Consider the following 18,840-nt stretch of genomic DNA (forward strand, 5'->3'; position numbering starts at 1 on the left):
CCCGCCACAGCCGAACTGTCTACACTCACGTGAGACACGATCCGTCCACACTCACCTGAGACAGGAAGTGTCCACGGACTCCTGAGACATCACACCGGGAAAGGGCGGCGAGATGCGTACCCGAAACGGGAGGGGGCCGGTGGTGGGAGGATGGGGGCACCTGCAGGGAAGGAGCCCCCATGCTGCGTGTCCTCGCCACCCGCTACACGTCCGCGCTGCCCGAGCTGCGCCGCCTCCTGCTCGACCTCGGCCTCGTGCCCGGGGAGGAGGGCGAGGGCTGGGCCGTGCTCGACTCGCACAGCGGCCGGGTGCGCCTCCGCTCCGCGGAGCGGGGCTCGCCACAGGACGGCACCACCGTGTTCGGGGTCGAGGTCCGGGACGCGCAGGAGTTCGCGCGCCGCACCGTGGACGACGGCGGTCGGGCGGCCCTCGAGGATTCCGCCGGCGGGCCGCGGGTCCGGATCACGGGCCCGGACGGCTTCGGGTTCACGGCCGAGCCCACCTCCCACGCCGGGCGCCCCGTGGACGCCGATCCCGACATGACCGTGCGGCTCGAGTGGAACACCCCAGACCTCGACGGCGCGGCGGCGGCCCTCGCCGCGATCGGCGCCCGCCCCCGCCCGGAGCCGCTGTTCGCCCCGGCGAGCGCCCGCGAGTTCACCGCCAAGAACGGAGGTGTCCTCGCCGCCGTCAGGGCAGACGCCGCATCGGCCGGCGGCCTCGTCCTCGAATACGCGGGGCGGCGCAGCGAGCTCCTGCCCCGCCTCGCACTGGCCGGCTGGCCGGCCGAGGAGGTCACAGAAGAGGAGGCCGAGGGCGGGGGGCGGCCCGGCGGCGTCGTCCGCCTGCGGATCCCGACCCCGGACGGACGCGACGTCATGATCCTGGCGGCGGGCCCCGCTACCGCAGCCCGGATGCGGTAGAACAGTAGGCATGGCAGTTCGCACCCCCGACCCGTATCCCGGCTGGCTCTCCCCGGACGACCTCTACGAGGCTCGGAACCGGCTGCCGATGCTGTACGTCGAGGCGGTGCCGGTGCGTCTGGACCCCCTCGGGTACGTCAACGAGGTGGGCCTGCTGCTGCAGGCCGACGACGAGGGCAACATGATGCGCAGCCTCGTCTCGGGCCGCGTGCTCTACAAGGAGACCATCCGGGCGGCGCTCCTGCGCCACCTCGAGAAGGACCTCGGCGCGCTCGCGTTCCCGCAGCTGCCGGTCAGCCCGGTGCCGTTCACGGTGGTGGAGTACTTCCCGTCGCCGTCGCAGACGGGCTTCACCGACGAGCGCCAGCACGCCGTCGCGCTGGCCTACGTGATCCCCGTGACGGGCGAGTGCCAGCCGCGGCAGGACGCGCTCGAGCTGACGTGGATGTCCCCCGCCGAGGTGCTCAGCGGACCGGTCCAGATGGAGTTCGTGGGCGGCCGCGGCGAGCTCGTGCGGCAGGCGCTCGCGTTCGCCGGGATCGCCCCGTAGAGGTCCTGTTCGCGCCGGCCCCCGCGCGCCTGTGGGCGGTCGTTACCAATCCTTTATAGGGTGGGAGCGGACCGAAAGCCACCACGGAGGACCCAGATGCACGACAGCTCGGGACCGCACGAGCGGCCCGGAACCCCCGAGTTCCACGAGATCGAAGCCCACGAGCTCAAGCAGGGGCAGCGGCTGCTCCTGCCCGACGGCAAGGACAGCGCCGAGATCCTCGAAGTGGACACCGTGCTGGACGACTACGGCCACGCCGCCCTGTACTTCGCGGTGCTGGACAACCATCTGAACCTGCGGGTCGCCCACGGCACGCGCGTCCGCGTGGCCCGGGGCAAGGGCGGCCGCCCCGCTGACCTGCTGTTCTCCGGCGCGGCCGGATCCGCCTCCGGATCCACGGCCGCGCGCGGTCCCGCCGGCCCGGCGGCACCGGAGCCGGCCAGCCGGGAACCCCGCGGCGCAGGGCTGAGCGGCACGGAGCCCGGCGCCCCGGGACCCGCCACCGCGGAGCCCTACCGCACGGACGCCGCCCCCGCGCGCACCGAGACCGAGGTCCTCGTCTCAACGGAGCCGCACGCCACCGAGCCGCCGGCCGCCGGCGCCTCCCCGGCTGCGGTGCCCCAGGCGCCCCTGCGCGGGCCGTCCGAGATCACGCTCGAGACGGGCGAGGTGGTGATGGTGCCGGGCGCCGCCCCGGCGTCCTCCCCGGGCCCCCGCCCGGAGCTCCTGGCCCGCATCCCTGCCTTGGAGGAGAAGCCCGAGGAGCTCATGCGCGCCATCGATGCCGCCCATCCCGGCCGGCATGCCGTCAACGAGCTCGCCGGGCGCCTCGCGAAGGGCATCAACGTCAAGTCCGGCGCGTGCCTGTCCGACCTGCGCGAGCTCGCCTTCGAGCTCTACGTGGGCCAAGACGACGCCGAGAACGCGCTCAAGGTCGCCGACCTGCTCGCCGTGCTCCCGTACGACGGCAATCCGGCGCGCTGGGCCTCGATCGAGTCCGCCCTGGGCCTCGCGTCCCATCTCGCCCGCAAGGAGGGCGACGAGGAGCGGGCCGAGGCCTACGGCGAGCTGCTCCGCACCCCGGACACGGCGGAGACGGATCCGTTCCGCGCCCGGATGGCCGAGCGGGTGCGCCAGCGCGCCCTCAACGCGCCGAACCTCTACGACAAGGAGGTCTCCCGCGCGGCTGCCGCCAAGGACCACGCCGAGGAGCGCGCCTGGCGGATGCTGCGCCTCGGCAGCCTCCTCCACCTGCGCGCCCACGGCGGCTCGACCGTGTTCGCGCAGGAGGAGCTGGACCGGCGGATCGACGTGGAGCTCGGCGCCGTCCGCCCGTGAGCCGCGCCTAGGCGAACGGGCCGGTGGGGCCCGCGGTGGCCTCGATCTGCTTGACCTTGGGATCGGTCTCGTCGGCCCCGAAGTCGGACGGCCGGGTCTCGTCGGCCCCCTGGGGCACCTTGAAGAGCCGCAGGAGCACCGTGAGCACCGCAGCGACGATCAGGTTCAGCACGAACGCCGAGATCGCGATGTACACGGTCACGTTGGTCCCGGGGATGGCGGCCGTGGAACCGCCGAAGTGCGCGTGCGTGACGGGGTTGACCACGCTGTACGCCGAGACCGTGCCGAACACGATGCCCACGGCCCAGCCCACCAGCAGCGCCCACCGGTCGAACCAGCGGGTGTAGAGGCCGGCCACCACGGCGGGGAACGTCTGGAGGATCCAGATGCCGCCGAGGAGCTGCATGTTGATGGCTGCCGACTGGTCCATGCCGATGACGAAGATGAGCGCCCCGACCTTGACCACGAGGGAGACGATCTTGGAGACGTTGGCCTCCGTCTTCGGCGGGGCGTCCGGGCGGAAGAAGTCCCGGTAGATGTTGCGCGTGAACAGGTTCGCGGCGGCGATCGACATGATCGCGGCGGGCACGAGGGCGCCGATCGCGATGGCAGCCAGGGCGATCCCGGCGAACCACGCCGGGAAGTGGTCCAGGAACAGCTGCGGCACCACGAGCTGGGGATTGACGGACCCGTCGAGGTCGATCGGCTTGGTGCCGGCGGTGATGGCCACGAAGCCCAGCAGCGCGAGGAAGCCGAGCATGAGCGAGTAGAGCGGCAGGATCGCCGCGTTGCGCCGGATCGTGTTGCGCGCCTTGGACGCGAGCACGCCGGTGACCGAGTGCGGGTACATGAACAGCGCCATGGCCGAGCCGAGCGCGAGCGTCCAGTACGCCGAGTAGCTCGTCGCGCCGGGGATGAAGACGCCCGCGGGCTTGCCCGTCGCCTGGCTCACGGTGCCGAGCTTGGTCTGCGCGGCGCCGAAGATCGTGTCCCAGCCGCCGAACTTGATCGGCAGGTAGATCACGGCCACGATCACCGCCAGGTAGATCAGCAGGTCCTTGACCACCGCGATCATCGCCGGCGCGCGCAGCCCTGAGGTGTACGTGTACGCGGCGAGCACCACGAAGGCGAGGATGAGCGGCAGGTCCGTCAGGAACGCGTTCTGGGCACTGCCGAGGCCCAGGACGGTCAGGACGGCCTTGATGCCCACGAGCTGGAGCGCGATGTACGGCATGGTGGCCACGATGCCGGTGACCGCCACGGCGAGGGACAGCCAGCGGCTCCCATAGCGGCCACCCACGAAGTCGGCGCTCGTGACGTAGCCGTGCCGGTGCGAGACGGACCAGAGCCGGCTCATGATGATGAAGATGATCGGGTACAGCACGATCGTGTAAGGAACTGCGAAGAAGCCGCTGACCGCGCCCGTGGCCCACATGGCGGCGGGGACGGCCACGAAGGTGTAGGCGGTGTAGAGGTCGCCGCCGAGCAGGAACCAGGTGATCCAGGTGCCGAACCCGCGGCCGCCGAGGCCCCACTCGTCGAGGCTGTGCAGGCCCGTCTCCTCCTTCGAGCGGCGCCAGCGCGCCGCCATGAACCCCATGACGGCCACGATGACGAACAGCAGGATCACGATGATGAGGGCGGTCCAGTTGACGGGACGGGTGCTCATCGCGGCTCATCTCCTTCGTGGCCTGCCTCGTCGGACGACGCCGCGTGGCGGCCGCCGCTGCCGGGGCTGCCTAGGCCGGGGCCGGCCGCCGTGCTTCCGGGGCCGGCCGCCGTGCTGCCGGGGCCGGCCGCGGCAGGGGACGTCCCCGCCCGGGCCGCCGTACGGCGTCTGCGGTCCTCGGTGGTCACGAGCCAGTAGGCGATCCCGCTGAGCGCAGCCGAGATGGGCACCCAGAGCAGCTGGTACCAGTAGAAGAACGGCATGCCGCCCAGCCGCGGCCGGTCGAAGGAGTACATCTGCGGGATGAGCGGCAGCACGATCGCGACGGCCAGGAGGACCCCGGCCACGGCGTACGGCACCGGTCTGGCCGGCGCCCGGGTGGGCGTGTCGCGGGTTGGGGCATTGGACTCAGACAACGTGGCCTCCTTTGGTCCCTCCGGCGGGCCCCCCTCGGTGCGCGGGGTTCGCCGGACGTTTGCGCAGGTCCCGGCGTATTTGTACCGCAGAAGGGGCCCCAGAAGGAAGGTTTCGCTGCAGAACTGTCCGCGTGGGAGAGCGCGGCCCTATCCGAGCGCGGCGAGGCCCGGTTCGAGCTGCTCGAACAGCTCGGCCGGCCCATTGGGGTTGTCCAGCTGGGTATTGATGAGGATGGCCACGGTGGTGCCCGTGCCGGGCTGGTACATCGTGAGCGACTCGTAGCCGAGTCCCGTCCCGGTGTGCCCCCACCAGCCGTCCAGCAGGCCGGCGCCGAGGCCGTAGCCGTCGTACTCGGGGCTGCCGGGATCGTCGGCGGGATGGGAGACGGAGGTGAGGCGCTCCTTCTGCAGGGAGGCCGGCAGGAGGGTGCCGGACCCGAGCACGCGGCCCCAGGTGAGCAGGTCCGAGATCGAGCCGAAGTAGCCCCCCGAGGCGCCGTACATGGACGGGCTCACCTGGGCGAGGCTCTCGAGGCCCGCGTTCGTGGCCTGGTACGGGGTCGCGACGGGCGCCGTGGGCTCCTGGTCCCCGGGGTACGCCACCGAGGTGAGCCCGAGCGGGTCCAGGATCTGGGACTGGACCTCGCGGTCCCACGGGCTGCCCGTGACGGTCTGGATCACCTTGCCCAGGAGCACGTAGTTGGTGTTGCTGTACTCGTACTGGGTGCCGGGGGCGAAGTTGAGGGGCTGGCCGAAGGCGTAGCCGAGGAGCTGGTCATCCGTGAACGCGCCCGTGTAGTCCGAGTTGAGCTGGTCGGAGAATCCCTGGGTGCTGGAGAACTCGGGCAGCCCGGTGCGCATCTCGAGGGCCTGCCGTACGGTGATCTGGCCGCCGGCCGGGGCGCCGCCGTACTGGACGCCGGCGACGGTCGGCACGTACTTCGCGACCATGTCGTCGAGGCCCAGCTTGCCCTGCGCCACGAGCTGGAGGACGGCCGTGCCCACGAAGCTCTTGGTGATACTGCGGAACGCCGAGCGCATGTCCGGGGACCAGGGGGTGGCCGCGGCGGCCTGCCCGACCGTGGTCAGGTACCGGGCCCGGGGCGTCGCCCCGGTGCCCGTGGAGACGGCCACGGCCGCGCCGGCGGCGCCCTGGCTGCCGATGAACTGCGAGACGGTGGCCGCGATGGACGGCGGCAGGTCCTGCCACGCGGGCTGCGCGGGGACGGCCTGCGGCGCGGCGGCGGCGGCCGCAGGAAGCGGCGCGGCGGAGGCCGGCGCGGCGGGGGCCGCGGCCCGCGCGGGCGCGGGGGCCGCGACGGCCGGGCGCGCCGACGGGTGCGTCTGCTCGGCGGAAGCCTGGGTGGCGCGCAGCACCCCCGGACCGATCAGGGCCGCTGCGGTCAGCCCCGCGCCGAGCAGCACGGCGAGCAGGCCCACGGGGGCGAGCCGCCGGCGTCGTACGCGCCCGGTGCGCCCGAGAAGGGGCGGCCGCCGACGGCCCCCGCGTCGTGCCATGCCCGCCCCCTTCGCTGCCCCCAGAGGCGCCTCGCTCCTTCGGTGCACTACCGTACGCGGGCGGGCTGTGCGGACGCTATGCCCGCGGCCACCCGTGACGCGGCGGTGCACCGGGCGGTGGGAGACTGTACAGGTGCCAGATTCCGTCCCCGTCCCCGAGGCCCCGCCCGTCCCCTCCGCGCAGGCGGGCCACCCCCGCCAGAGCGAGTTCGGCTTCGAGGTCGGCACGCGGCTCGCCGGCCCCGACGGCTCCCCGGGACTCGGCCGGACCGGCACCATTACCACGCCGCACGGGACGATCCGGACGCCGGCGTTCATCGCCGTCGGCACCAAGGCCACGGTCAAGGCGGTGCTGCCCGAGTCCATGGCCGAGCTCGGCGCGCAGGCCCTCCTCGCGAACGCCTACCACCTGTACCTCCAGCCCGGCGCGGACATCCTCGACGAGGCCGGCGGGCTCGGCAGGTTCATGAACTGGCCGGGGCCCACCTTCACGGACTCGGGCGGATTCCAGGTCATGAGCCTGGGCTCGGGCTTCAAGAAGGTCATCGACATGAAGGGCCCCGACGCCCCGCACCAGGCCGGCGCCGACGATGCGGTGGCGCCCGGCAAGGAGCGGCTCGCGCACATCGACGACGACGGCGTGTGGTTCAAGAGCCATCTCAACGGCGACCGCCACCGGTTCACGCCCGAGATCTCGATGCAGGTCCAGCACCAGATCGGCGCGGACATCATGTTCGCCTTCGACGAGCTCACCACCCTGCACAACTCCCGCGGGTACCAGGAGGAGGCGCTCGAGCGGACCCGGCTGTGGGCGCAGCGGTGCGTGGACGAGCACTTCCGGCTCACGGACGAGCGCGCCGGCAAGCCCTACCAGGCCCTGTTCGGAGTGATCCAGGGGGCCCAGTACGAGGACCTGCGCCGCAAGGCCTGCACCGACCTCGGGGCCATGCCGTTCGACGGGTACGGGATCGGCGGGGCGCTGGAGAAGGAGAACCTGGGCACGATCGTGGGCTGGTGCTCCGAGGTGCTGCCCGAGGACCGGCCCCGGCACCTGCTCGGCATCTCCGAGCCGGACGACATCTTCGTGGCCATCGAGGCCGGCGCCGACACCTTCGACTGCGTCTCCCCCACCCGCGTGGCCCGCAACTCGGCGTTCTACACGGCCGAGGGGCGGCTCAACCTCTCCGGGGCGAAGTACAGGCGGGACTGGGGCCCGCTCCAGGACGGCTGCGACTGCTACACGTGCGCCAACTACTCGCGCGCCTACATCCGGCACCTCTACAAGGCCTCCGAGATGCTCTCGCACACCCTCATCTCGATCCACAACGAGCGCTTCGTGGTGCGGATGGTGGATGACGCCCGCCGGGCGATCGAGGACGGCACCTTCGCCGAGTTCAGGGCCGAGACACTGGGCCGCTACTACGGCAGCACCCCCACCGTCTGAGAGTCACCTTCTGGAGGTCACCTTCTGAGAGTCACCTCCTGAAAGGCACCTCCTGAGGGTCAACCCGCAGGACGTGGCCTTCAGGAGGTGACCTTCAGACGGGAGGGGCGGACGACGGCGGGTGGCCGCCCGCCGTCGTCCGCCCGCCTTGTGGTCCGCTCGCCTCAGCGCCGGGGCAGATCAGTGCCGGCGGGCGGCGAGGACCACGGCCGCGCCGGTGCCGGCGAAGAACGCGACCACCGCGACGAGGACGAGCACCAGCGGGGGCGTCCAGGACCCCGCGGCCGTGTGGATGCCGCCGAGCAGGGTCGGGGCGATGGCCGCGACGCCGTACCCCGTGCCCTGCACGATCGCGGACATCCGCCCGGCTGCGGCCTGATCGCGGGCCACCGTGAGGATTGCCGTGAAGATGAACGTGATGCCCCCGCCCTGCGCGGCGCCTCCCAGCGAGCTCCACAGCGCCCACAGGCCGGGCGCGAGCAGCAGCCCGATCGGGACCGTGAGCCAGAGGACGCCGAGGGCGCCCACGGCGGCGCGTGAGCCGGCGTACCGGGCCAGCAGCGGGGTGCCGAGGGCACCGAGGATGGCCATGATCTGGAACAGCGAGGCCCCGGCGCCGGCGCCCGCTGCGCTCAGCCCCACCTCGTCGCTGAGCAGGCTCGGCAGCCAGGCGGTGACCCCGTAGTAGGAGAAGGCCTGGCCGCCGAAGCCGAACGCGAGCGCCACGGTGACCGCGCCCGTGCGGCGCCCCCGGGGCGCGGCATGGTCCGTGGGCGCGGCGACAGCCTCCTCGGGCCGCATGGCCCGGCGCAGGCCCACGGCGGCAACCCAGAACGCGATCGCGACGAGCGCGAAGAGGGCGCTCGCGGCGAGCGCCACACGCCACCCGGTCGCCGCGGCAAGCGGCGCGGTGGCCACGGACGTCACGAAGGAGCCGACGTTGAGCGCCGCGGTGTAGACCCCCAGCGCCATCCCCTGGCGGGCCTGGGTGAAGTCCCGGCGGATGATGAGCGGGACGGCGATGTTCCCCACCGTGATCGCCACGCCCAGCACCACGGTGCCCAGCATCACCACGGCCGTCCCGTCGAGGGAGCGGACCAGGACGCCGGCCAGCACGCCGAGGAGGGTCAGCGTGACGGCCATCTCGGCCCCGAACCGCCGCGCGCACAGGGACGCGAGCGGCGAGGCGAGGGCGAAGCACAGCACCGGGATACCGGTGAGCAGGCCGAGCTCCCCCGCGGAGAGCCCGAGGTCCCCCTCGAGGGCCCGGGCCACCGGGGCGACCGCGACGAACGGGCCGCGCATGGTGAGCGCGATGAGGCCGATCGAGACGAGCAGGAGCCACGCGGCGGCGACCCTGGGACGGCCGGTCTGGTGGGGGGAGGATTCCGCGGGCGGCTGGGAGTGAGGGCTCATCACTTCTGTTCGTATCACGGCGGCGGCGCCGGGGCCCCTTCCATCTCAGCCTCCGGATCGGCCCGGGGAGAGGAAAGTCCTGTGCCTGCGGCCCCCAGCGGCCGCAGGCACAGGACAGATGGGAGTGGCGGAGGCTAGCCGAGCCGCGAGGGCGAGTGCCCGGCGTCGTCCGCGGAGGCCGAGGCGGACGCCGCCGCCGGCGCGCTGCCCACGCCCGCGTCCACGGGGTCCACGGGGGTGAGGTCGCGGTCCAGGTGCGTCTCCTTCTGCTTCGAGGGCAGGAAGAAGATGTAGACCACGAGGGAGATCACGATCGTGATCGTCACGTAGGTGAACAGCCATTCCTTGTGCCCGGCGCTCGAGAGCCACTCGCCGATGAACGGCACGGTCCCGCCGAAGAGCGAGTTCGCGACCGCGTAGCCCAGGCCGACGCCGAGGGCGCGCACCGAGGCGGGGAACAGCTCGGCCTTCACGATCGCGCTGATCGAGGTGTAGTTGATGACGATCAGGAGCCCGGCGAGCATGAGCCAGAACGCGATGACCGGGTCCTTGACGCCGGCGAGCGTGGACATGATCGGCCAGGTGAAGATCGCGCCGAGGACGCCGAAGACGATCAGCTGGAGCTTGCGGCCGATCCTGTCCGAGAGCAGGCCGAAGAGCGGGTGCAGGATCATGTACACGAACAGGGCCCAGAAGTTGATGACCGAGGTCTGCGTCTTGGGGATGTGCGAGACGTTGTTCATGAAACTGAGGATGTACGTGGTGTACAGGTAGAACGCGCACGTGCCGCCCATGGTGAGGAATACGACCACGACGAACGGCTTCCAGTGCTTCGTGAAGAGCAGCTTGAGGGTTCCGGGCTCGACGGCCTCGAACTCGCCGCCCTCACCGCGCGCGGCCGCCGCCGAGGCGGAGCCCTTGGCCGCGGCGACCTGCTCCTTGGAGATCGTCTCGTCCATGGTGCGGCGCAGCCACAGGACGATCAGGGCCGCGACCGCGCCGATCGCGAACGGCACGCGCCAGCCCCAGGCCTTGAGGTCCGCCTCGCCGAGCGTGGACTGGAGCACCACGAGGGTGAGCAGGGCCAGCACCTGGCCGCCCACGAGGGTCACGTACTGGAAGCTGGAGAAGAAGCCGCGGCGTTTGGACGTGGCCACCTCGGACATGTATGTGGCGGCCGTGCCGTACTCGCCGCCCACGGAGAAGCCCTGGAGCAGGCGGGAGAGGTACATGAGGACCGTGGACCACACGCCGATCTGGGCGAGGCCCGGCAGCACCGCGACGAGCAGCGAGCCGACGCCCATGAGGGACACGCTCAGCGTGAGCGCCGCGCGGCGGCCGTTCCTGTCGGCGTAGCGGCCGAAGAACCACGAGCCCACCGGGCGCATGAGGAACGTCAGGGCGAAGGTCAGGTAGGCGTCGATCTGCGCCTGGGCCGGGTCCTTGCTGTTGAAGAAGTAGGTCGCGAAGTACGCCGAGAACGCCGCGTAGACGTAGAGGTCGTACCACTCGATGAGGTTTCCTGCTGACCCCTTCAGGGTGTTGGCGATGGCTCGCCGGGTCCGGGCAGCGCTGCCCGCAGACCCCTGGTGTGCAATGCTCATGGACTAGGACGCTAGGCGTGACCGCGTTCACAGCCCAAGCTGGGGCGCCCATTCCTAACACTTCCTTAAGTCTTCGTCCGAGCGGGTAGTCTCGGGGGCGGACAGTGGAGGGACCCGATGCGAGTGCTCATCGTCGAGGACGACGACGCGATGGCCTCCGCGCTGCTGGCCTCCGTCCGCTCGGCGGGCCACGACGCCGCCCGGGTCGGCCGCGGCGAGGACGCGCTCCTCGTGCACCGGGAGCACGATGCGATCCTGCTGGACCTCGGCCTGCCCGACATGGACGGCCTCGACGTGCTGCGCAAGCTGCGCCAGGTCACGGACGTGCCCCTGCTGATCCTCACCGCCCGGGACGACGAGCGCAGCGTGGTCCTCGGGCTCCGTTCCGGGGCGGACGACTACCTGGTCAAGCCGGTCAAGCTGGTCGAACTCCTCGCCCGCATCGAGGCGGTGGCCCGGCGCGCGGCGCGGGCAGGGGACGCCGGACCGCACCGGATCGACCTCGGCGAGCTGCGCATCGACCTCGACCGGCGGGTCGCCGCGGTCGGCTCCCGTGCCCTGAACCTGACGGCCACCGAATACGAACTGCTCGCGCTCCTGGCCCGGCATGCGGGCTCGGTCGTCACGCGGGAGCAGATCCTCGACGCCCTCTGGGGGGACGCGTTCGTCACCTCCTCCCGCTCGCTGGACGTGCACCTCACGGGGCTGAGGTCCAAGCTCATGCTTCCCGGCTTCATCATCAACGTCCGCGGCGTCGGGTACCGGGTGGAGGACCCGGCGGGCGGCGACGCGGGCCGCGCCAGGGCCGGCGGCCGCCGGTGAGGCTGCGGGTCCTGGGCATCCTGAGCCTGTTCTCGGTGCTCATCGTCGCGGCGGTCTCCGCCTCGATCCTCGCCTCGGTGGGCCGCGAGCTCACCCAGGAGCTCCAGATCAATCGGGTCGCCGCGCTCAACCGCTTCGCGCAGGTGGCCGACGACGCCACCTCCAGCGGGGACACTGCCCAGCTCCAGCGCGAGATGGACCGCTACTCGGCGCTGTATGGCGAGGGGATCGTGGTGCGTACCCCGCAGGCCACGCTGAGCTCGGGCGGCCTCAGCCTGGACCGCGCCGATGTGCGGGACGCGGCCGCCCGGGCGCAGCTGAACCTCAGCGACACCACGCTCCAGCCCGTCCAGCCGTTCGGCCCCCGGTCCGAGGTGATCGCCCGCTCCTACGGCACCGCGAGCCAGGTGCTCGGCGAGGCCGTGCTCGACGTGGACCTGACCGCCGCCGAGCAGAAGCTGCGGGAGCGCTGGCTCCTCGTCGTGCTGGGGTCGGTCGCCGTGTGGGCGCTGCTGATCGCGGGCGCCGAGCGGCTCACGGGCTGGGTCCTGCGCCCGGTCCACCGGCTCACCGCTGCGGTGATCGCCTTCGAGGAGTCCGAGCGGGCCACGCGTCTGCGCGAGGAGGGGCCGCCGGAGCTGCAGCGCCTGAGCCGGGCATTCTCGGCCATGGCCGAGCACGTGGGCGCCTCCATGCAGGCGCAGCGCCAGCTCATCGCCGATGCCTCCCACCAGCTCCGCAACCCGATCGGGGCGCTGCGGCTGAGGACGGACCTCCTGGCCCTCGAACTGGACACCCCGGCCCAGCGCGAGGCCGCGGCCGGGGTGACGCGGGAGCTCGAGCACGTCGAGGACGTCCTGGACGGCATGCTGCGGCTGGCCAGCGCGGAGCACCGGGTCCGCGAGGGCGCGGTCGCGGGCGGCCCTGGAGCGCCGCTGGGCGAGCGGGCCGAGGTCCTGGACCCCTGGACGGTGCTGCAGGACGCCGTGGAGCGCGCCGCCCCCGCGGCCCACCGCAGCGGTGCCCGCCTCGAGCTCGTCGGGCCGCCGGCGGCGCCCCTGAGGATCGCCTGCAACCGGTCCGACCTCGCCGACGTCGTCGGCGAACTCCTCGAGAACGCGGTCAAGTACGCGGGCGCCCCCGGCTCCACGATCACCGTCGGCGCAGCCGTGCGGGACGGCGTGGTGACGGTGGAGGTCACCGATGACGGCCCCGGCCTCACCGCCGAGGAGCGCGCCGCGTCGACGACCCGCTTCTGGCGCTCGCCCGAGCACAGCGGCTCCCGCGGCACCGGGCTGGGCCTCGCGATCGTCGAGCAGCTGGCCGAGGCCAACGGCGGCCGGCTGGTGCTCGGCCCGGGGACTCCGCGGGGCCTCGTGGCCCGGGTGGAGTTCCCCGCGGTGGCGGCCGCCGCGCACGACGCCGGCCTCCCGCCCGGCGGCGCGGACGGCACCGGCGGTGCCGCGGGCTCCAGCGACGGGGCGGGCGGCCATGGCTGAGCGCCGTTCCCCCGCGGACCCGTCCCCGACCCGGCGCACTGTCCTGCGGGCGGCCATGGCCGCCGGGCTCACAGGGCTCGTACTCCCCAGCGCAGCCGCGTGCGCGCCGGGCCCGGCGGCCGACTCCATGACGGTGGCCGGCGGGGAATCGGGCGGCTTCTATCTGGAGTTCGCGACCCTCCTGGCTGCCTCGCTTCAGCGTCACGGCGTGGCCCGCTCGGCCTCGGCCCTCGAGACCGGCGGCAGCCTCGACAACATGGACCGCCTGGCCAGCGGCGAGGCGACGCTCGCGATCGCCCTCTCGGACGCCGCGGCCGACCGCCTCCGCACCCAGCGGATGCTCGCACTCGGCAAGGTGTACGAGAACTACCTCCACTGCCTGGTGCGCGCGGACAGCGGCATCGTGGGCCCGGCGGACCTGGCAGGCCGGACCGTGGCGGTGGGCGATCCCCACTCCGGCACGTCGCTCACAGCCCGCAGGCTGCTCGAGGCCGCACGTCTGGCGGCCGCGCCCTCCACCGTCCAGCTCGGGCTCAACCAGGGCCTCGCCGCGCTGCACGCTGGGACGGTCGAGGCGCTCTTCTGGTCCGGCGGCGTGCCCACCGCGGCCATCACGGCCTTCGCCGCGGGCACGAGGCTGCGGCTGCTCGACCTGTCCGCGCTCATCCCGGCGCTGCGGTCCGGGTTCGGGGCGTTCTACGACCGGGTGCTCATCCGGGAGGACAGCTACGCGGGGGTGCCGGCCACCTGGACCGTGGGGGTCGCGAACCTGCTCCTGTGCCGCGAGGACCTCGCCGCGGACGTCGCCCGCTCCGCGGTCGACCTCCTGCTCGAGCACTCGGGCGAGCTCGTCCCGGCGGCGAGCCGCGGAGTCCAGTACCTGAGCCCCGAGACCCTCATCAGCACCGCGGGGGTGCCCCTGCACCCGGGAGCCGAGGACGCCTACCGGGCCTTCCACGGCTGAGGCGCGCAGGGGAATTGCGGCCGCGGACCCTAGCGCCCCCTTCTGGGCGTCTGATAGACCCGTCTCGTCGCCTGGAAGGGGTCCCCCCATGAGGAAGATCGTCGCGTCGCTGCTCACAGGCCTGCTCCTCGCCGGCGCGGCCGCGTCACCGGCCTGGGGCGCACCCGGGGCGCCTCCTGCGCCGGACCATTCGCGCCCAGTCTGTCCGGCGCCCCGGAACGGATCCTACGAGGCTGCCTGCACGGCCCGCCAGGCGCTGGACCGGACCGGGACGCCCATCACGAGTGCCTCCGAGCCGCCGTCAACGGCGTTGGTCCCCTCACAGCTGAAGGACGCCTACGGCCTCGACGGCACCGCGAGCGGCGGCCGGACCGTGGCCATTGTGGACGCGTATGGCTATCCGAACCTGGAGCGGGATCTCGCGGTGTACCGGAAGCAGTTCGGGCTCCCCGAATGCTCGACGGCGAACGGCTGCCTGACGATCCGGAACCAATCCGGCGGGACAAAGCTGCCCCGCTTCGACCTCGGGTGGGCGCAGGAGCAGGCCCTCGACGTGGACGCTGTCTCCGCGGCCTGCCCGGACTGCAGGATCGCGGTGTTCCAGGCCAGCGCACAGAGCCTCACCGCCCTCGGCACCGCCGTCCAGACCGCCGCGCAGATGCCCGGAGTCGTTGCCATCTCCAATTCCTACGCGTTCTACGACGCGCCCGACTCGACCTACGGGAAGTACTACAGCCATCCCGGCCTGGCCGTCACGGCGAGCGCCGGCGACTGGGGCTACAACGGCGCCTACTACCCGGCGTCCTCGAGCTACGTCGTCGGGGTCGGCGGGACCTCGCTCGTGCAGGCCGCCAACCCCAGGGGCTGGAGCGAGACGGCCTGGAAGGGCACGGGTTCCGGCTGCTCGAGCCTCAACGCGGCCCCGCCGCCGGCGTCTGCCGTCAACACCGGCTGCGCGGGACGCGCCATGAACGACGTCTCTGCCGTGTCTGATCCGACCAATGGCGGCCTCGCCGTCTACTACCCGACCTCGGCTGCCAAGTCGACGTGGAGTCAGCTGGGCGGCACGAGCGAGGCCTCGCCGATCATCGCCTCCGTCTTCGCGCTCAGCGGCAACACCGGCTCTCCCTCCACGCCCGCCAACTGGATCCCGTACTCCAACACCTCAAGCCTCTTCGACGTGACGACGGGGTCGAACGGCGCGTGTTCGCCGTCCCACTGGTGCACTGCGGGAACAGGCTGGGACGGCCCCACCGGCCTCGGGACGCCCAACGGCGTCGGCGGCTTCTGAACGGCCGCAGCCAGACCGCTGAATGCGCAGGCGGCTCCCTGGGTTCCCCAAGCTTTGGGCGTATCGTGAAGGAGCGAGTTGATCCACACCACCGTCGCCGGGGAGGACATCATGGGCCTTTTCAAGAAGCACGGACCTGCTGCGCAGGAACCGACGGCCAGCGCGGAGGGCGCAGCCGTCGAGAGCACGGTCACCGAGAACGCCGTCCCCCAGAGTGCGGCCGCGAAGCGCCGCCCCAGGCGCGAGGTCCACGCGTTCCGCCAGGTGCCGCCCTACGAGATGAATGAGGAGCTCGCCGAGCGCATCGCGATGCGGGCCTACGGGGACCAGGACCACGACGGCAGGCCGGACATCCCGGCCGCGCCCTTCCCGGGCTAGCCGGGTACAGCTAGCTGCCCGAGTGCGCCTCGAGGAATGAGTACACCTCGGTCTCGTCGACACCGGGGAACGCGCCGGGCGGCATGGCCGCCAGCAGGTGCGAGTGGGCCCGGGCCGAGGGCCACGCGTTGCCGGCCCAGTGCTCGCTGAGTTCGGCGGGCGGGCGGCGGCAGCAGTCCGGATCGGGGCAGCGTGAGACCGCGCGCGCCGTCGTCTCCCTGCCGCGGAACCACTTCACGTGGTGGTACGGGACGCCGATGCTGAGCGAGAACTCTCCGCTCGCGCTCCGCTCCGTCCGGGCGGTGCACCAGAAGGTGCCGGTGACCGTGTCGGTGTACTGGCTGTAGGAGCTGAACTTGTCCGGCACCTCGAACACGGCGCGGCTCGTCCAGGCCCTGCACGAGGGCTGGCCCTCGATCGCCCCGGTGTGGTCCATGGGGAAGTTCACGCCGTCGTTCTCGTAGGCCTTGTAGATGATCCCGGACTGGTGCGTCTTCTGGAAGTGCGTCGTGAGGCCGAGATGCTGGGTGGCGAGGTTCGTGAACCGGTGGGCGGCGGTCTCGTAGCTCACGGAGAACGCGTCGCGGAGGTCGTCGACGGAGATCTCCTTGGCCGCCTTGGCCCGCTGGAGGAAGTCGACCGTGGCCTGCTCGGGCAGCAGGAGGGCCGCCGCGAAGTAGTTCGTCGCCACGCGCTGGGCGAGGAAGTCCCCGTAGGACTGCGGCGTCCCGTGGCCGAGGACGTAGTGGCCGAGCGCCTGCAGGAGCACGGAGCGGGGATCGTGGTCCGAGCGCTGGTTGTGGGTGAGGTAAATCCTGCGGTTCTTCAGATCGGTCACGCTGCGGGTCGAATGGGGCAGGTCGCCCACGTGGTAGAGCGTGAACCCGAGGTGGGTCGCGATGTCCGAGATCGTGTGCTGGCTCAGGGGGCCTGACGTGTAGCCCACCTGGGCGAGGACCTTCTGCGCCTCGGCCTCGTACTCGGGGAAGTAGTTGCCCCGCTCCCGCATCATCCGGCGCAGTTCGCCGTTCGCTCGCCGCGCCTCCTCCGGAGTGGCGACCTGCTCGTTCATCTTGCGCTCGAGCTCGCGCAGCAGACCCAGCTGGGACTCCAGCACATCGAGTGGAAGCCGCGACGTGATGCGGATCTTCGGCAGGTTCAGGTTCTCGTAGAGCGGGCTGCGCTGGTAGCGCTCGAGTTCGATCTCCAGGGCCGCGCGACGGGTGGGCGGCTCGGTCCCGAGCAGGGCATCGACCCCCACCCCGAGCGCCCCCGCGAGCTGCGTCAGCAGGCTGAGCTTGGGCTCGCGCTTGCCGTTCTCGATGAGGCTCAGCTGGCTCGCCGCAGCCCCCGCCGCCGCGCCGAGCTCCTCGAGCGTGAGCCCGGCCGCCTTCCGCAGGTGCCTGATCCTGCGGCCGAGGCTGATGACGTCGATCCCGCTGCTCTGGGCATCGGGAGGAGGCCCGGCGGGGCGGCTCCACGAGGAGCGGGCGGGGGCGGACGGCGTCGTACGCGGCATTTCTTGAGAATACGTGAAGATCTGCACTTCTTTCCAGCACTTTTCTCTGTTGGAGGGCTTGCAGAGACGGAAAAGTTGTTCTCACGAAGAAGCCATCAGGCACCGAGTCGAAGGAGACCCGCCATGACCGCAGAGTTCGAGCCCCAGAACCAGTCCCTCGGGCAGCAGGCCGAGGCCCTCAAGCTCGAGTGGTCCGCCGACCCCCGCTGGGAGGGCATCCAGCGCGACTACACCGCTGAGGACGTCATCCGCCTCCGCGGCCGCGTCCCCGAGGAGCACACCCTCGCCCGCCGCGGCGCCGAGAAGCTGTGGAAGGCCGTGACCGACGGCCGCGAGGACGGCACGAGCTACATCAACGCGCTCGGCGCCCTCACCGGCAACCAGGCCGTCCAGCAGGTCAAGGCCGGCCTGAAGGCCATCTACCTCTCGGGCTGGCAGGTCGCCGCGGACGCGAACCTCTCGGGCAACACCTACCCCGACCAGTCGCTCTACCCCGCCAACTCCGTCCCCGCCGTGGTGCGCCGCATCAACAACGCCCTGCAGCGCGCGGACCAGATCGAGTTCTCCGAGGGCAAGCAGAGCGTCGAGGACTGGATGGTGCCGATCGTGGCCGACGCCGAGGCCGGCTTCGGCGGCCCGCTGAACGCCTACGAGCTCATGAAGTCCATGATCCAGGCCGGCGCGGCCGGCGTTCACTGGGAGGACCAGCTCGCGTCCGAGAAGAAGTGCGGCCACCTCGGCGGCAAGGTCCTCATCCCGACCCAGCAGCACATCCGCACCCTCAATGCTGCTCGGCTCGCCGCCGACGTTGCCGGCGTGCCGAGCGTCATCATCGCCCGCACCGACGCCGAGGCCGCGACCCTGATCACCACCGACGTCGACGAGCGCGACCAGGAGTTCATCCTCCGCGAAGGCGGACAACCGGTGCGCACGGCCGAGGGCTTCTACCGGGTCCAGAACGGCGTCGAGCCGTGCATCGCCCGGGCCAAGGCCTACGCCCCGTACTCCGACCTCATCTGGATGGAGACCGGCACCCCGGACCTGGCGCTCGCCCGCAAGTTCGCCGAGGCGGTCAAGGCCGAGTTCCCGGACCAGATGCTCGCGTACAACTGCTCGCCGTCCTTCAACTGGAAGAAGCACCTGGACGACGACACGATCGCCAAGTTCCAGCGCGAGCTGGGCGCTATGGGCTTCAAGTTCCAGTTCATCACCCTCGCCGGCTTCCACGCCCTCAACTACTCGATGTTCGACCTCGCCCACGGCTACGCACGCAACGGCATGAGCGCGTACGTCGACCTCCAGGAGCGCGAGTTCGCCTCCGAAGACCGCGGCTACACCGCAACCAAGCACCAGCGCGAAGTGGGCACCGGCTACTTCGATCTGGTCTCCACGGCGCTGAACCCGAACGCCAGCACCCTCGCCCTCGTGGGATCCACCGAAGAGGGCCAGTTCCACTAGCAGGCATGCACGACGGCGGGTGGGCCGGCAC

16 protein-coding genes are annotated in these 18,840 nt (G+C 71.9%); 10 read left to right on the top strand and 6 right to left on the bottom strand.

The features are described from left to right. Positions 1 to 179: 179 nt before the first annotated feature. The 3 genes from ACVWWH_RS14485 to ACVWWH_RS14495 all read left to right on the top strand — a co-directional run bounded on the left by ACVWWH_RS14485 (position 180) and on the right by ACVWWH_RS14495 (position 2,811). Positions 180 to 923 (top strand): VOC family protein, encoded by a 744-nt coding sequence (locus ACVWWH_RS14485; RefSeq protein ID WP_457317038.1) that lies wholly within the window; start codon positions 180 to 182, stop codon positions 921 to 923. A gap of 10 nt (positions 924 to 933) precedes the next feature. After that, positions 934 to 1,473: an NUDIX hydrolase family protein gene (locus tag ACVWWH_RS14490; protein ID WP_066495046.1), complete on the top strand. Its 540-nt coding sequence runs from the start codon at positions 934 to 936 to the stop codon at positions 1,471 to 1,473. A 96-nt stretch (positions 1,474 to 1,569) separates the two neighbouring features. After that, on the top strand, positions 1,570 to 2,811 hold the full coding sequence (locus ACVWWH_RS14495; protein WP_457317039.1) for a DUF6707 family protein: 1,242 nt from the start codon (positions 1,570 to 1,572) through the stop codon (positions 2,809 to 2,811). 7 nt (positions 2,812 to 2,818) lie between these two features. Here the strand turns inward: ACVWWH_RS14495 and mctP are convergent, their stop codons facing one another. From mctP to ACVWWH_RS14510, 3 genes are all read right to left on the bottom strand, one after another. Then, entirely contained in the window at positions 2,819 to 4,480 is a 1,662-nt protein-coding gene (gene mctP, locus ACVWWH_RS14500) for a monocarboxylate uptake permease MctP (protein ID WP_066495043.1), read from the bottom strand. After that, a complete protein-coding gene (locus ACVWWH_RS14505; protein WP_457317040.1) occupies positions 4,477 to 4,896 on the bottom strand; it encodes a DUF3311 domain-containing protein in 420 nt (139 codons plus the stop codon). The genes mctP and ACVWWH_RS14505 overlap by 4 nt, the downstream gene beginning before the upstream one ends. Positions 4,897 to 5,043: 147 nt before the next feature. Continuing rightward, the gene (locus tag ACVWWH_RS14510) at positions 5,044 to 6,414 is read right to left on the bottom strand and encodes a serine hydrolase domain-containing protein (RefSeq protein ID WP_084249246.1); all 1,371 of its coding nucleotides are present in this window, start codon (positions 6,412 to 6,414) and stop codon (positions 5,044 to 5,046) included. A gap of 133 nt (positions 6,415 to 6,547) precedes the next feature. On the opposite strand from ACVWWH_RS14510, the gene tgt reads away from it, so the two are divergent. Beyond that, positions 6,548 to 7,858 (top strand): tRNA guanosine(34) transglycosylase Tgt, encoded by a 1,311-nt coding sequence (tgt, locus tag ACVWWH_RS14515; protein ID WP_457317041.1) that lies wholly within the window; start codon positions 6,548 to 6,550, stop codon positions 7,856 to 7,858. Positions 7,859 to 8,038: 180 nt separating this feature from the next. Here the strand turns inward: tgt and ACVWWH_RS14520 are convergent, their stop codons facing one another. After that, positions 8,039 to 9,274 carry an MFS transporter gene (locus ACVWWH_RS14520; RefSeq protein ID WP_457317042.1) on the bottom strand — a complete coding sequence of 412 codons (1,236 nt, stop codon included), beginning with the start codon at positions 9,272 to 9,274 and terminating at the stop codon, positions 8,039 to 8,041. Positions 9,275 to 9,408: 134 nt separating this feature from the next. Continuing rightward, positions 9,409 to 10,878 carry an MFS transporter gene (locus tag ACVWWH_RS14525; protein WP_066495034.1) on the bottom strand — a complete coding sequence of 490 codons (1,470 nt, stop codon included), beginning with the start codon at positions 10,876 to 10,878 and terminating at the stop codon, positions 9,409 to 9,411. A gap of 117 nt (positions 10,879 to 10,995) precedes the next feature. Between ACVWWH_RS14525 and ACVWWH_RS14530 the strand changes: the two genes are divergently transcribed. The 5 genes from ACVWWH_RS14530 (at position 10,996) to ACVWWH_RS14550 (ending at position 15,832) form a co-directional block, all read left to right on the top strand. After that, positions 10,996 to 11,700: a response regulator transcription factor gene (locus ACVWWH_RS14530; protein WP_066495031.1), complete on the top strand. Its 705-nt coding sequence runs from the start codon at positions 10,996 to 10,998 to the stop codon at positions 11,698 to 11,700. Beyond that, a complete protein-coding gene (locus ACVWWH_RS14535) occupies positions 11,697 to 13,199 on the top strand; it encodes a sensor histidine kinase (protein ID WP_457317043.1) in 1,503 nt (500 codons plus the stop codon). Before ACVWWH_RS14530 ends, ACVWWH_RS14535 begins: the two co-directional genes overlap by 4 nt. After that, positions 13,192 to 14,163: a TAXI family TRAP transporter solute-binding subunit gene (locus ACVWWH_RS14540; protein WP_457317044.1), complete on the top strand. Its 972-nt coding sequence runs from the start codon at positions 13,192 to 13,194 to the stop codon at positions 14,161 to 14,163. Before ACVWWH_RS14535 ends, ACVWWH_RS14540 begins: the two co-directional genes overlap by 8 nt. An 88-nt stretch (positions 14,164 to 14,251) precedes the next feature. Then, positions 14,252 to 15,454, top strand: coding sequence for a S53 family peptidase (locus ACVWWH_RS14545; RefSeq protein WP_457317045.1), 1,203 nt, complete (start codon positions 14,252 to 14,254; stop codon positions 15,452 to 15,454). A gap of 78 nt (positions 15,455 to 15,532) precedes the next feature. Further along, positions 15,533 to 15,832 (top strand): hypothetical protein, encoded by a 300-nt coding sequence (locus ACVWWH_RS14550; protein ID WP_457317046.1) that lies wholly within the window; start codon positions 15,533 to 15,535, stop codon positions 15,830 to 15,832. Positions 15,833 to 15,842: 10 nt separating this feature from the next. Here ACVWWH_RS14550 and ACVWWH_RS14555 read toward each other — a convergent pair whose 3' ends face one another. After that, the gene (locus ACVWWH_RS14555) at positions 15,843 to 17,378 is read right to left on the bottom strand and encodes a helix-turn-helix domain-containing protein (protein ID WP_457317047.1); all 1,536 of its coding nucleotides are present in this window, start codon (positions 17,376 to 17,378) and stop codon (positions 15,843 to 15,845) included. A gap of 96 nt (positions 17,379 to 17,474) precedes the next feature. Between ACVWWH_RS14555 and aceA the strand changes: the two genes are divergently transcribed. After that, on the top strand, positions 17,475 to 18,809 hold the full coding sequence (aceA, locus tag ACVWWH_RS14560; RefSeq protein ID WP_066495011.1) for an isocitrate lyase: 1,335 nt from the start codon (positions 17,475 to 17,477) through the stop codon (positions 18,807 to 18,809). Positions 18,810 to 18,840: the final 31 nt, after the last annotated feature.

The sequence above is a fragment of the Sinomonas sp. RB5 genome (genome assembly GCF_054063535.1).

Coding starts and splice junctions, on each gene's coding strand:
- ACVWWH_RS14485 (WP_457317038.1), top strand. CDS start 180: ATGCTGCGTGTCCTCGCCACCCGCTACACGTCCGCGCTGCCCGAGCTG.
- ACVWWH_RS14490 (WP_066495046.1), top strand. CDS start 934: ATGGCAGTTCGCACCCCCGACCCGTATCCCGGCTGGCTCTCCCCGGAC.
- ACVWWH_RS14495 (WP_457317039.1), top strand. CDS start 1,570: ATGCACGACAGCTCGGGACCGCACGAGCGGCCCGGAACCCCCGAGTTC.
- mctP (WP_066495043.1), bottom strand. CDS start 4,480: ATGAGCACCCGTCCCGTCAACTGGACCGCCCTCATCATCGTGATCCTG.
- ACVWWH_RS14510 (WP_084249246.1), bottom strand. CDS start 6,414: ATGGCACGACGCGGGGGCCGTCGGCGGCCGCCCCTTCTCGGGCGCACC.
- ACVWWH_RS14520 (WP_457317042.1), bottom strand. CDS start 9,274: ATGAGCCCTCACTCCCAGCCGCCCGCGGAATCCTCCCCCCACCAGACC.
- ACVWWH_RS14525 (WP_066495034.1), bottom strand. CDS start 10,878: ATGAGCATTGCACACCAGGGGTCTGCGGGCAGCGCTGCCCGGACCCGG.
- ACVWWH_RS14530 (WP_066495031.1), top strand. CDS start 10,996: ATGCGAGTGCTCATCGTCGAGGACGACGACGCGATGGCCTCCGCGCTG.
- ACVWWH_RS14540 (WP_457317044.1), top strand. CDS start 13,192: ATGGCTGAGCGCCGTTCCCCCGCGGACCCGTCCCCGACCCGGCGCACT.
- ACVWWH_RS14545 (WP_457317045.1), top strand. CDS start 14,252: ATGAGGAAGATCGTCGCGTCGCTGCTCACAGGCCTGCTCCTCGCCGGC.
- aceA (WP_066495011.1), top strand. CDS start 17,475: ATGACCGCAGAGTTCGAGCCCCAGAACCAGTCCCTCGGGCAGCAGGCC.